The 14,812-nt window shown below is 75.2% G+C and carries 1 protein-coding gene; it reads right to left on the bottom strand.

The features are described 5' to 3' along the window. Window positions 1-72: 72 nt before the first annotated feature. Complete coding sequence (locus ACZ6AA_RS33700; RefSeq protein WP_471462299.1) at window positions 73-14,775, bottom strand: type I polyketide synthase; 14,703 nt, start codon at window positions 14,773-14,775, stop codon at window positions 73-75. Between the last annotated feature and the right edge of the window lie 37 nt (window positions 14,776-14,812).

Genomic DNA, 14,812 nt, shown 5'->3' with positions numbered 1-14,812 from the left:
TTCAATTAATTACCTTGACGGGCGCTCCTTGTCCATCCTTCGACGAAGACGCGGTTTATCGCTGGGGGGTTGTCAGCCCCTGCCGAGTTGCTTCTTGATGAATTCGAGCATCTCGTCGTCGCTGGCGGCGGCGAGTTGTTCGCCGACGTCAGGGGCGTCGGTGGCGGTTCCGGTTCCCGCGCCCGGCTGCCCGCCCGCACCCTGGGCCGTGCTCTTCCAGCGGTCGAGTGCCGCCTGAAGGCGCACGGCGACCTTGGTGCGGGTGATCTCGTCGGCGGATCCGGCCGCCGCGAGGCTGCCTTCGAGCCGGTCGAGGTCGCCGAGCAGCAGCAGGGCTGGGTCGGCGGCGTCCGGGGCGAGTTCGATGCGCAGGCAGTCGGCGAGTGCCGTGGGGGTCGGGTGGTCGAAGACCACGGTGGCGGGCAGGACGAGGCCGGTGAGGGCGTTGACGCGGTTGCGCAGCTCGACGGCGGTGAGGGAGTCGAAGCCCAGCTCGCGGAAGGCGCGGGTGGGTTCGACGGCTGCCGCGCCGCTGTAGCCGAGGACAGCGGCGACCTGTTCGCAGACCAGGTCCAGGAGCAGCCGGTCCTGTTCGGGCCGCGCGAGTACCGCGAGGCGCGCCGCCAGGTCCTGGCCGCCCTGTCCCGCGGCGGGTCCGCCGACGCCGGTTCCGGTGTCTCCGGTGCCGGACAGGCGTGCCGCTTCCGCTTCCGGCAGTTCGGCGTAGAGCCTGCTGGGCCGGACGGCGGTGAAGGCGGGTGCGTACTGCTGCCAGTCGACGTCGGCGACGAGGACGGCGGTGCGGTCCTGGCCGAGCAGCCGCTGGAGGGCGACGACGGCGCGCTCCGGCTCCAGGGGCGGCAGAGCCCCGCCGCGCAGCCGTTCCGCGGCCACTCCCTCGGCGGCCATGCCGCTGCCCGCCCACGGGCCCCAGGCCACCGAGGTGGCGGTCAGGCCCCGGGCCCGGCGGGCGTGGGCGAGCCCGTCGAGGTAGGCGTTGGCGGCGGCGTAGCTGCCCTGGCCCGCGCCGCCGGCCACACCGGCGAAGGAGGAGAACAGGACGAACGCCGACAGGTCGAGACCGGCCGTCAGCTCGTCCAGGTTGCGGGCCGATTCCGTCTTCGCGCGGAAGACGGTCGCGAGCCGCTCGGGTGTCATCGCGTCGAGCACGCCGTCGTCGAGGACACCGGCCGCGTGGAACACGCCGGTCAGCGGCGCGTCGGCGGGGATCTCCGCGAGGAGGAGCGCGAGCGCGTCCCGGTCGGCGGCGTCGCAGGCCGCGACGGTCACGCGGACGCCCGACTCCTCCAATTCGGTACGGAGTTCCTGCGCACCCGGCGCGTCCAGGCCCCGCCTGCTGGTGAGGACGAGGTGGTCGGCGCCCTCGCGGGCGAGCCAGCGGGCCACGTGGCCGCCCAGGGCGCCGGTGCCGCCGGTGACGAGCACGGTGCCGTGCGGCGCCCACGCGACGGCCGGTTCACCGTCGTGCGGGGCGCGCACCACGCGGCGCCCGAACGCGCCGGAGCCGCGCACCGCCACCTGGTCCTCACCGGCCCAGGCGCCGCCGATGACCCGGCCGAGCCGGGACAGGGCGGCCGTGTCGGCGGTGTCGGGCAGGTCGACGAGACCGCCCCAGCGCTCCGGGTACTCCAGGGCGGCGACCCGGCCGAGACCCCACAGGGCGGTACGGCCGGGCGCGGTCCGCGCGTCGGCGTGGCCGACGGCGACGGCGTCGCGGGTGGCGCACCACAGGGGCGCGTCGACGCCGGTGTCGCCCAGGGCCTGGATCAGCGCCAGCGTGAGCGCGACCTCCGCCGGTACGGCACCGCCGTCACCGGCCCTGTCGGCTTCCACGTCGGCGGCGGCGAGCAGCGACAGCACACCGTCGAACGCGGCCACGTCGGCCGCCGCGCCGAGTGCGGCGCGCAGGGGTCCTGCGAGCGCGTCTCGGGTGGTGGCGTGCGCGGGCACCTCCACTGTCACGACGCGCACATCGTGCTCGGCCATGAGGGCGGCCACGGCCGCGCGCCACGACGCGCCGTCCGCGCCGTCCGCCGGGCCGTCGATCTGCCCGTCGGCCCGACCGTCCGTCCCGTCGGCCGTCCGGCTCTCCGGTACGACGACGAGCCAGCTGCCCGTGAGCTTCCCGGCCGCCGACTCGGTGAGCGGCGTCCAGGACTCGCGGTAGTTCCACTGGTCGAGGGTGAAGGTCTCGCGCCGCTGCTTCCGCCAGGCGGTCAGCGCGGGCAGCACCTCGGTGAGCGGGGCGTCGTCCGGCACCTCCAGGGTCTTGGCCAGCTCGGCCAGATCCGCGCTCTCCACGGTCTCCCAGAAGCGCGACTCCACCTCGTCCACCGCACCGGAGCCCGCCAGGCCCGCCGTGTCCGACGCCGCCTCCAGCCAGTAGTGCTCGTGCTGGAAGGCGTACGTGGGCAGGTCGACGCGGCGCCGCGCCTCGGCCGGTGCGTACAGCGGAGCCCAGTCGGCCTCCGCGCCGCGCACCTGGACCTTGGCGAGGGCGGTCAGGAACGTGTCCGGCTCGGGGCGGTCCTTGCGCAGCCCGCCGATGAGGCCTGCCTGGGCGGCCGGATCAGTGAGGGTGTCGTGCGCCATCGCCGTCAGGACGGCGTCCGGGCCCAACTCCAGGAGCGTGGAGACTCCCTGGCCGGTGAGGGTGGCGAGGCCGTCGTGGAAGCGGACGGCCTCACGGATGTGGCGGACCCAGTACTCGGGGTCCTTCAGCTCGTCCGGGGTGGCGAGCTGACCGGTCAGGTTCGACACCACCGGCAAGGTGGTGTCCTGGTACGTCAGCTTCTCGGCCACCGCACGGAAGCCCTCCAGAACCGGGTCCATCAGGGGCGAGTGGAAGGCATGGGACACCTTCAGCCACCGCACCTTGCGACCCTCACCGCGAAGCTTCTCCTCCAGACCCTCCAGAGCCGTGCGGTCACCGGAAAGCACCACCTGCGACGGGCCATTCACCGCCGCCAGTCCAACGCGATCCTCCAGGCCCTCAAGCAACGGCAGAACCTCCGCCTCGGCCGCCTGCACGGCCAGCATGCCCCCGCCCTCAGGCAGTGACTGCATCAACCGACCGCGCGCGGCGACCAGTTGAGCAGCGTCCTCCAGCGACCACAGCCCGGCGATGTACGCGGCCGTCAGCTCACCGATGGAGTGACCACCCACAATCTCGGGGCGTACGCCGAAGGACTCGGCCAGACGGAACAGCGCCACCTCAACGGCGAACAGCGCGGGCTGCGCGTACCCCGTCTGCTCCAGCGCCTCCGCGTCCGTGCCGAACATGACGTCCTTCAACGGCCGGTCCGACAACCCATCGAGGTGCGCACACACCTCGTCCAGCGCGTCCGCAAAGACGGGGAACGCCTCGTACAGCTCACGCCCCATACCGATGCGCTGACTGCCCTGTCCCGTGAAGACGACCCCGAGACGGCCCTCGACCACCGAGCCGGACACCACGCCCGGCCCGTGGCCGCCGGAGGACAGTGCCTCCAGGCCGGACAGGAAGTCGTCCCGGTCGCGGCCGAAGACCACGGCGCGGTGTTCGAGGGGTGAGCGGCCCGTGGCCAGGGACCAGCCCGCGTCGGCGAGTCCGGCGCGGTCGGCGGCGAGGGCCGGGTCGGCGACGAGCCGTTCGCGCAGGCGGGCGGCCTGGGCGCGCAGGGCGTCGGTGGTGCGGGCCGAGAGCTGCCAGGGGACGGCGGTACCGGTGGTGTGCACCTCGCCGGGGCCCTGGGGGGTGGTGGGCTTGCGCCGGGGGGCCTGTTCCACGACGACGTGGGCGTTCGTGCCGCTGACGCCGAAGGAGGAGACGCCGGCGCGGCGCGGGGCGCCGTCCCGGTCGGGCCACTCGCGGGCGCGGTCGAGCAGTTCCACGGTTCCGGCGGACCAGTCGACGTGGGTGCTCGGCCGGTCGACGTGCAGGGTCTGCGGGAGCATGCCGTGGCGCATGGCCATGACCATCTTGATGATGCCCGCGACACCGGCGGCGGCCTGGGTGTGGCCGATGTTGGACTTCACGGAGCCGAGGAGCAGCGGCCGGTCGGCGGGGCGGCCCTGGCCGTAGGTGGCGATCAGGGCCTGCGCCTCGATCGGGTCGCCCAGCGTCGTGCCCGTGCCGTGGCCCTCGACGGCGTCGATCTGCTCGGGCGCGAGGCGGGCGTTGGCGAGGGCCTGGGTGATGACGCGCTGCTGGGACGGGCCGTTCGGAGCGGTCAGGCCGTTGCTGGCGCCGTCCTGGTTGACCGCCGAGCCGCGGACGACCGCGAGGACTTCGTGGCCGTTGCGGCGCGCGTCGGACAGGCGCTCCAGGAGCAGCAGGCCCGCGCCCTCGCCCCAGCCCGTGCCGTCCGCGGCCTCCGCGTAGGGCTTGCAGCGGCCGTCCGTGGCGAGGCCGCCCTGGCGGCTGAACTCGTCGAAGGCACCCGCGGTCGCCATCACGGTGACGCCGCCCGCGAGGGCGAGGTCGCACTCGCCCTGCCGCAGCGCCTGGGCCGCGAGGTGCAGGGCGACCAGGGACGACGAGCAGGCCGTGTCCACGGTGACCGCCGGGCCTTCGAGGCCGAAGGCGTACGACAGGCGGCCCGAGATGACGCTGCCGGACGTGCCGGTCATGAGGTGTCCCTCGACGCCTTCGGGGACGCTGTCGAGTCCGGTCGCGTACCCCTGGAAGCCGGAGCCGACGAAGACACCGGTCGAGGTGGAGCGCAGGGACTTGGGGGCGATGCCGATGCGTTCGAAGAGTTCCCAGGTGGTTTCCAGGAGGAGCCGCTGCTGCGGGTCCATGGCCAGGGCCTCGCGCGGGGAGATGCCGAAGAGTCCGGCGTCGAACTCGGAGGCGTCGTAGACGAAGCCGCCCTCGGGCTTGTACCGCGCGGCGCCGTCGAGGTCCCAGCCGCGGTCGGCGGGGAAGACGGAGATGGCGTCGGTGCCGTCGACGAGGAGCTGCCACAGCCCCTCGGGGGTGGTGGCGCCGCCGGGGAAGCGGCAGCTCATGGACACGATGGCGATCGGGTCGTCGGCCACGTCGGCGGGCACCGCCACCGGGACGGGGGCCGCTGTCGCGGCGGTGGTTCCGCCGGACAGCTCCGTCAGCAGGTGGCGGGCGAGGACCTCGGGGGACGGGTGGTCGAAGACGGCCGTCGCGGGCAGCTGGATGTCGGTGGCGGCGGTGAGGCGGTTGCGCAGTTCGACGGCGGTGAGGGAGTCGAAGCCCAGCTCGCGGAAGGCGCGGGTGGGTTCGACGGCCTCGGCGCCGCCGTAGCCGAGGGCGGCGGCCGCCTCGGCGCGCACGAGGTCGAGGACCAGGCGCTGCCGCTCGGGCTCGGGGAGCCCGGTGAGGCGGGCGGCCCACTCCGAGACCGGGCCGCTGTCACCCGCCGGGGCGACCGTCTTCCTCTGCTGCGGCCGCAGCGCGGGCAGGCCGCCGAAGAAGGCGCTCGGGCGGGCCGCGGTGAAGGTGGGCGCGAACCGCTCCCAGTCGACGTCCGCCACGGTCAGGCACGTCTCGTCGGACGCGAGAGCCTGGGCGAGCGCGCCGACGGCCAGGTCGGGGGCGAGCAGCGCGACGCCGCGGCGGCGCAGGTGCTCCTCGGCCTCGGCGGTGGCCGCCATGCCGCTGCCGCCCCAGGCGCCCCAGGCGACGGAGGTCGCGCTCAGGCCGCGGGCGCGGCGGCGTTCGGCGACCGCGTCGAGGAAGGCGTTGGCGGCGGCGTACCCGGCCTGGCCGCCGCTGCCCCAGACGGCGGCGATGGAGGAGAACAGGACGAAGGCGTCGAGGTCCGCGTCGGCGAGGAGTTCGTCGAGGTGGGCCGCGCCCGCGGCCTTGGCGGCCAGCGCGTGGGCGAGGTCCGCCGGTGCGGTGTCGGTGAGGGCGACGGCGGGGCTCACTCCGGCGGCGTGGAAGACGGCACGCGGGCCGCGCCCGGCCGCCTCCAGTTCGGCGAGGAGCGCGGCGACGGCGTCGCGCTCGGCGACATCGCAGGCCGCGACGGTGACCTCGGCCCCCAACTCCTCCAGTTCCGCCTTGAGTTCGGCGGCTCCCGGAGCGTCGAGGCCGCGCCTGCTTGTCAGGACGAGGTGGTCGGCGCCCGCTCCCGCGAGCCAGCGGGCGACGTGCGCGCCGAGCGCGCCCGTACCGCCCGTGATGAGCGTGGTGCCGCGCGGCGTCCAGTCCCGTGCCGGACGGGCGGCCAGCGGTGCGTGCGCGAGACGGCGTACGAAGATGCCCGAGCCGCGCACGGCGACCTGGTCCTCGAAGCCGCTCCCGCCGCCGTCCGCCGCCCCGTCGGCGGGGATGCCCGCGAGGGCGGTGGCGAGCCGGGTCACGGTACGGCCGTCCGGAGCCTCGGGCAGGTCGACGAGACCGCCCCAGCGCTCCGGGTGCTCCAGCGCCACGACCCGTCCCAGGCCCCACAGTTGGGCCTGCGCCGCGCTCGTGAGCCGGTCGCTGCGGCCGGTGGAGACGGCTCCGCCGGAGACCGCCCACAGCTTCGCGTCGACTTCGGCGTCCCCGAGGGCCTGGACGAGCGCCAGGGTGCCCGCGAGGCCGAGGGGAAGCTCGGGGTGGGCCGGGTGCGGGTCCTCGACGAGGGCCAGCAGGGAGACGACACCGGCGAGTTCGGTCGCCGCGCCGGACGCACCGGACACGGCGGACGTGCCGGAGACAGCAGCCGCCCCGGGCGTGCCGGACACGTGCTCACGCAGGCGCGCGGCCAGCACCTCACGCGTCAACTCCGCCCCGCCGAGCCGCACTTCGGCAACGCTCGCACCAGCCTGCGTCAACGCGTCGGAGACACCGGCGACCCACGGGTGCGCGGCGGCCTCCTCCGGTACGACGACGAGCCAGCGGCCCGTGAGGACGGGCCCGGGAAGGGCCCCGCCCGTCAACGGCTTCCACGTGACGCGGTAGCGCCAGCTGTCCACGGTGGACCGCTCGCGCTTCTGCCGCCGCCACGACGACAGGACCGGCAGGACGGCACCCAGCTCGGTGGCGGACCCGTCCGCCACCTCCAGCTCGGCCGCGAGACCCTCCAGGTCCTCGCGCTCCACGGCCTCCCAGAACCGCGCCTCCACCTCGTCGGTCGCGACCCCCGGCGCTCCGCTCGGCGTGCGCCCGTCGACGAGCCAGAAGTGCTCGTGCTGGAAGGCGTACGTGGGCAGGTCGACGAGGGTGCGGGCGCCGGGGAAGAGGGCCTTCCAGTCCAACTCCGCACCGTGCGCGTGGGCTTCGGCGACGGCGGTCATGAGCCGGTGGGCGCCGCCCGCGTCCCGGTGCAGGGAGCCGAGCGCGACGGCCGGGGTGCCGGTGGCGTCGGCGGCGGCCCGGACCGCGGCGGTGAGCACCGGGTGCGGGCCCATCTCCGCGAACAGCCCGTGGCCCTCGGCGAGCAGCGCGCGGACGGCCTGCTCGAAGCGGACGGTGTGCCGCAGGTTGCGGTACCAGTACCCCGCGTCCATGGGCGTGCCCGTCTCCAGCCTCTCCCCCGTCAGCGAGGAGAACACCGGCACGTCGGCCGGGCGGGACACCACCGGGGCGAGGACCTGCGCCAGGTGCGCCTCGACGGCCTCGACCTGAGCGGAGTGCGCGCCATGGCCCACGGCGAGGACATCGGCCTTGACGCCCTGCGCGGCGCACTGGGCCACCAGCTCGTCCAGGGCCTCGGTCGCGCCCGAGACGACGGTCTCGGCGGGGCCGTTCACTGCGGCGAGCTCGATCCGGCCGTCCCAGGCCGCGATCAGCTCACGTACCTCCTGCTCGGGCAGCGGCAGGGACACCGTCCCGCCCTTGCCCGACAGCTCACGGACCGCGAGGCTCCGCAGCGCCACGACGCGAGCCGCGTCCTGCGGCGAGAGCACTCCCGCGACGCACGCGGCCGCGATCTCACCCGGGCCGTGGCCGACGACGGCGGCGGGCTCGACGCCGGACGCCTGCCACACGGCCGCCAGGGACACCATCACGGCGAACAGGACCGGCTGGACCACATCCACCCGGTCGAAGTGCTCCCCGCTCAGCTCGTCGAAGAGATCCCACTCGACGAACTCCGCGAGCGCGTCACCGCACTCCCGCATCCGGTTCGCGAACACCGGCGACTCGTCCAGGAGTTGGCGGGCCATCCCGGCCCACTCGGCCCCCTGCCCCGGGAACACGAACACCGGACGGACCGTGCCGCCCTGGGCCTGTCCGACCACGACATGCCCGGCGTTCACACCGGGAGCCGTGCCCTCGCCCCACAGAGTCGTGCCGTCGCCCCGCGGAGTCGGCTGTTCGCCGCGCGCCAGCCGCTCCAGTCCGGCAAGCAGCTCGTCCCGGTCCCGCCCGAGGACGACGCCCCGGTGCTCGAACCGCGACCGCGCCACCGCGAGCGACCAGCCGATCTCGGCGACACCCGACTCGGCCTGGGTCAGCAGGTGTTCATGAAGCCGTCCGGCCTGCTCCCGCAGTGCCTCCGGGGTCTTCGCGGAGAGGGCGAGGGGGGTCACGCAGGTGGGCGGTTCGGCGTGGCCGGAGGGCTCGTCCGGCGCGGCCGGGGTGTCGGCCGGCGCCTGCTCCACGATCACGTGGGCGTTGGTGCCGCTCACGCCGAAGGCCGAGACGCCCGCACGCCGGGGCGTGCCGTCGGCGTACAGCGGCCAGTCGCGTGCCCCCGTCAGGAGCTCGACGGCGCCCGCCGACCAGTCCACCTCGGCGGAGGGGGCGTCCACGTGCAGGGTCTTGGGCAGCACGCCGTGCCGCATCGCCATGACCATCTTCATGACACCGGCGACACCGGCGGCGGCCTGCGTGTGTCCGATGTTGGACTTGATGGAGCCGAGCCACAGCGGTCGGTCGGCCGACCGCTCCTTGCCGTACGTGGCCAGGAGCGCCTGGGCCTCGATGGGGTCGCCGAGCGTCGTGCCCGTGCCGTGGGCCTCGACGGCATCCACGTCGGCGGGCGTGAGGCCCGCGTTCGTCAGGGCGGCGTGGATGACGCGCCGCTGGGAGGGGCCGTTCGGGGCGGTCAGGCCGTTGCTGGCGCCGTCCTGGTTCACGGCAGAGCCGCGTACGACCGCGAGGACGCGGTGACCGTTGCGCCGGGCGTCGGACAGGCGCTCGACGAGGAGCATGCCCACGCCCTCGCCCCAGCCCGTGCCGTCCGCCGCGTCGGCGAAGGCCTTGCAGCGGCCGTCCGTGGCGAGGCCGCGCTGGCGGCTGAACTCCACGAAGGTCGCCGGGGTCGACATCACGGAGACGCCGCCCGCGAGCGCCATGGTGCACTCGCCCTGGCGGATCGCCTGCGCGGCGAGGTGCAGGGCGACCAGGGACGACGAGCAGGCCGTGTCCACGGTGACCGCGGGACCTTCGAGGCCGAAGGTGTACGAGATGCGGCCGGAGGCGACGCTCGCGGCGTTGCCGATGCCGAGGTAGCCCTCGACCTCGTCGGGGACGTGGTCGACCCCGGCGGTGTAGTCCTGGCCGTTGGTGCCCGCGAACACGCCGATCTGGCTGCCGCCGAGCGTCGCCGGGTCGATTCCGGCGCGCTCGAAGGCCTCCCAGGAGGTCTCCAGGAGGAGCCGCTGCTGCGGGTCCATGGCGAGGGCCTCGCGCGGGTTGATGCCGAAGAACTTGGCGTCGAACTGCCCGGCGTCGTAGAGGAATCCGCCTTCGCGGACGTACGAGGTGCCCGCGCGCTCGGCGTCGGAGTGGAAGAGCCCCTCGGTGTCCCAGCCGCGGTCGACGGGGAAGTCGGCGATGGCGTCGACGCCGTCGGCGACCAGGCGCCACAGGTCCTCGGGGCTGCGGACGCCGCCGGGGAAGCGGCAGCTCATGCCGATGATGGCGAGGGGTTCGTCGTCCGCGGCCGCGCCGGTGGTGGCGGGCAGCGGGGTCGCGCTCTGGTCACCGAAGAGTTCGGTGTGCAGATGGGCCGCGAGCGCGGTCGCCGTCGGGTAGTCGAAGACCAGCGTCGTGGGCAGCCGCAGGCCGGTGGCGGCGCCGATGAGGTTGCGCAGCTCGACGGCCGTGAGCGAGTCGAAGCCCAGTTCCCGGAAGGCGCGGGTGACGTGCACGTCGTCCGCGCTCGCGTGGCCGAGGACGTCGGCGGCCTGTCGGCGCACCAGGTCCAGGAGGGCGGCCTCGCGGTCCGCGGGGGCCAGGGCGGCGAGGCGGTCCGCGAGCGCGTTCGCGGGGGCGGTGGCCGTACCGGTGGCGTCGGTGCCGCTCGTGAGGGCCGCGTGGGCCTCGGGGATGTCCGCGAAGAGGCGGCTGGGCCGGGCGGCGGTGATGCCGGGCGCGTACTGGGCCCAGTCGACGTCCGCGACGACGGCGAGCGCCTGGTGGCCGCCGAGTGCCTGGTGCAGGGCGGTGATCGCGAGGTCGGGGTCCATGGGCGGCATCACGCCGTGCCGGAGCCGCTCGGCGGCCGCGCCCTCGGCCGCCATGCCGCTGCCGTCCCAGGGTCCCCAGGCGACGGAGGTCGCCGCGTGCCCGGCGGACCGCCGGGCCTCGGCGATGGCGTCGAGGGCCGCGTTGGCGGCGGCGTAACTGCCCTGGCCCGCACCGCCGACGACACCGGCGAGGGAGGAGAAGAGGACGAACGCCGACAGGTCCGCGTCGCGCGTCAGCTCGTCCAGGTGCCGGGCCGAGGCGACCTTCGCGCGGAACACCGAGGCCATCCGCTCCTCGGTGAGGCCTTCCAGGACTCCGTCGTCCAGGACACCCGCCGTGTGGAACACGCCGGTCAGCGGCGCGTCGTCGGGCAGGTCGGCGAGCAGGGCCGCGAGCGCCGCGCGGTCGGCGACGTCGCACGCCGCGACCGTCACGCGTACGCCCGACTCCTCCAACGCGGTACGGAGTTCCCGCGCACCCGGCGCGTCGATGCCGCGCCGGCTCGTCAGGAGCAGGTGCCCGGCGCCGGCGCGGGCCAGCCAGCGCGCCACATGGCCGCCCAGGGCACCCGTGCCGCCGGTGACGAGGACCGTGCCGCCGTCGGCGGACCACTCCGCCCCCGGCGCGTGCTCGGCGGAGGCCGCGCCCGGCGCCGCGTCGCCCAGGGGCGCGCGGACCAGTCGCCGCGCGAAGACGCCGGAGGCGCGCACCGCGATCTGGTCCTCGCCGGACCAGTCCGACGGGCCCGACGCCCCCGACGGCGAGGCGAGTGCCTGGGTGAGGTGGGTGACCGCCGTGGGGTCGGCGGTCTCGGGGAGGTCGATCAGACCGCCCCAGGACTGCGGGTATTCGAGGGCGGCGACGCGGCCGAGGCCCCAGACGGTCGCCTGCGCCGGGTCACCGGCGGGCTCGGACGGCGTCGTCGCCACCGCGCCGCGGGTCGCGGCCCAGACGGTGGCGGTGCTGCCGGAGTCGCCGAGCGCCTGGAGCAGAACGGCCGTGCGGAGGGCGGCGGTCGGAGCCGCTGCCGTGTCGAGGGCCGATGTCGTGCCAGGTGCCGCGGTGTCGGGCGCCGCTGCCGTGCCGTTTCCGGTCTCGGCGGTGAGGGCGAGGAGCGACAGGGCGCCGTCCCAGGCGGCCGCCTCGTGCTGGCCGAGGAGTGCGGTGAGGGCCGCCCGGTCGGTGGCGGCGGCGGCCGGGACGCGCACCACCGTGACACGGGCGCCGCCTCCGGCGAGGGCGCGCTCGGCCGCGCCGCTCCAGGCGAGGTCGGTGTGCTCGTCGGTGACGAGCAGGGCCCAGGTGCCGGTGAGGGCGGGGGTGTCGCCCGGCTGCCGGGGCGGCAGCGGGTTCCAGGTCACGCGGTAGCGCCAGCTGTCCAGCGTGGACGTGGCCTGTTGGCGGCGGCGCCAGGCGGTGAGGGCGGGCAGGACCGCGGTCAGCGGGGCGTCGTCGGGGACGTCCAGGGCGCCGGTGAGCTCCGCGAGGTCCTCGTGCTCGACGGCCTCCCAGAAGCGGGCCTCGGCGTCGTCGGACAGGGCGGCCCCGGGGGTGGCGGCCGTGGCGGCCGGTGCGGTGGTGTCCAGCCAGTACCGCTGGTGCTGGAAGGCGTACGTGGGCAGGTCGACGCGGCGCCGGGCGCGCGTCGGGGCGTACTGCGGGGTCCAGTCGACGTCTGTGCCGCGCACGTGCAGCCGGGCGAGTGCGGTCAGGAACGTGTCGGATTCGGGCCGGTCGCGGCGCAGCGCGGCGACGAGTCCGGCCTGGGCGTCGGAGCCGGTGAGGGTGTCGTGGGCCATCGCCGTGAGGACGGCGTCGGGGCCGAGTTCGAGCAGGGTGGTGACGCCGAAGCCGGTGAGGGCGCCGAGTCCGTCGTGGAAGCGGACGGCTTCGCGTACGTGCCGCACCCAGTACTCGGGGTCCTTCAGCTCGTCGGCGGCGGCGAGGCGCCCGGTCACGTTCGACACGACCGGGAGCGTCGGGTCCTGGTAGGCGAGCCCCTGCGCGATCTGCCGGAACTCGTCGAGCATCGGTGCCATCAGGGGCGAGTGGAAGGCGTGGCTGACCTTGAGCCAGCGGGTCTTGCGGCCCTCGGCGCGCAGTTGTCCCGCGAGGTCTTCAAGGACGCCGCGGTCGCCGGAGAGCACCACCTGGGCGGGGCCGTTGACGGCGGCGAGGCCCGCCCACTCGGCCACCTCCGCGAGCAGCGGTGCGACGTCGGCCTCGGACGCCTGCACGGCGAGCATGGCGCCGCCCCGGGGCAGGGCCTGCATCAACCGGCCGCGCGCGGCGACGAGTCGGGCGGCGTCCTCCAGGGACCACAGCCCGGCGACGTGCGCGGCGGCGAGTTCGCCGATGGAGTGGCCGCCCAGGATCTCGGGGCGTACGCCGAAGGACTCGGCGAGGCGGAACAGCGCGACCTCGACGGCGAACAGCGCGGGCTGCGCGTACCCCGTCTGCTCCAACAGCTCGGCGTCCGTGCCGAACATGACCTCCTTCAGGGGCCGGTCGAGCAGCGGGTCGAGGTGTCCGCACACCTCGTCCAGGGCCGTGGCGAAGGCCGGGAACGTCTCGTACAGCTCGCGCCCCATGCCGATCCGCTGGCTGCCCTGGCCGGTGAAGACGATGCCGAGGCGGCCCTCGGCGACCGCGCCGGTCACCGTGCCGGGGGCGGCGGGGCCTTCGGAGGCGAGGGCTTCCAGGGCGCGCAGGAGCTGGTCGCGGTCCTCGCCGAGGAGGACGGCCCGGTGTTCGAAGGCGGAGCGGCCGGTGGCGAGGGTCCAGCCGATGTCGGCGCGCGCGGCGCGGTCGGTGGCGAGGTCGGTGCGGTCGAGCAGGCGCTCGCGCAGTCGGGCGGCCTGGGCGCGCAGCGCCTTCGCGGTGCGGCCGGACAAGGGCCAGGGCGTGGGGCCGACGGCGGACGGCAGGTCGGTGCCGGGGGCTTCGGGGGCGCCGTCCTGGGGCTGGTCGGGAGCTTCCTGCGGCTGCTCCTGGGTGACGTCGGCGGGGGCTTCCTCGACGATCACGTGGGCATTGGTGCCGCTGACGCCGAACGAGGAGACGCCCGCGCGGCGCGGCGCGTCCTCGCGGCCGGGCCAGTCGCGGGGCTCGGTCAGCAGCTCGACCGCTCCGGCGGTCCAGTCGACGTGTGACGACGGCTGGTCGACGTGCAGGGTCTGCGGCAGCAGGCCGTGGCGCATCGCCATGACCATCTTGATGACACCGGCGGCGCCCGCGGCGGCCTGGGTGTGCCCGACGTTGGACTTGACGGAGCCGAGCCACAGCGGCCGGGTGCTCGGCCGCCCCTGCCCGTAGGTGGCGAGGAGTGCCTGGGCCTCGATGGGGTCGCCGAGGGTGGTGCCCGTGCCGTGCGCCTCGACGGCGTCGACGTCACCGGCCGTGAGGCCCGCGTTCGCCAGGGCGGCGCGGATGACGCGCTGCTGGGAGGGGCCGTTGGGGGCGGTCAGGCCGTTGCTGGCGCCGTCCTGGTTGACGGCCGATCCCCGTACGACCGCGAGGACTTCGTGCCCGTTGCGGCGCGCGTCGGACAGGCGCTCCAGGAGCAGCAGGCCGACGCCCTCGCCCCAGCCCGTGCCGTCCGCGGCCTCCGCGAAGGCCTTGACGCGGCCGTCGGCCGCCATGCCGCGCTGGCGGCTGAACTCGACGAAGGCGGTGGGCGTCGACATCAGGGACACGCCGCCCGCGAGGGCGAGCCCGCACTCGCCCTGGCGCAGCGCCTGCGCCGCGAGGTGCAGGGCGACGAGGGACGACGAGCAGGCCGTGTCCACGGTGACTGCGGGGCCCTCCAGGCCCAGGCTGTAGGAGAGACGGCCGGAGACGACGGCGGCGGTGTTGCCGGTGCCGGAGTAGCCCTCGGTGCTGTCGGCGGCCTCGGCGACGACGGCTGTGTAGTCCTGGCCGTTGGTGCCGGTGAACACGCCGGTGCGGCTGCCGCGCAGGCTCAGCGGGTCGATGCCCGCGCGCTCGACGGCCTCCCAGGCGGTCTCCAGGAGGAGGCGCTGCTGGGGGTCCATGGCGCGGGCCTCGCGCGGCGAGATGCCGAAGAAGCCCGCGTCGAACTCGTCGGCGGCGTACACGAAGCCGCCCTCGCGGGCGTAGGTGGTGCCCTGGTGGTCGGGGTCGGGGTGGTAGAGCCCGGCCACGTCCCAGCCGCGGTTGGCGGGGAACGCGGACACCGTGTCCACGCCGTCCCTGACGAGTCGCCACAGCTCCTCGGGGGTGCTCGCGCCGCCGGGGAAGCGGCAGCTCATCGCGATGATCGCGACCGGCTCCGCGTCCTTGGACTCGAGTTCGCGCACTCTCCGACGAGTCGTGTGCAGATCCGCCGTCACCTGCTTGAGAAGGCGGCGGATTTTGTCGTCGTTCACCATCTGGCCTAGCTCCTAGAGACAGTTCGGAGAGGGGAGA

This window comes from Streptomyces sp. NPDC040610, from assembly GCF_055594065.1.
This window is presented reverse-complemented; position numbering and strand designations above follow the sequence as displayed.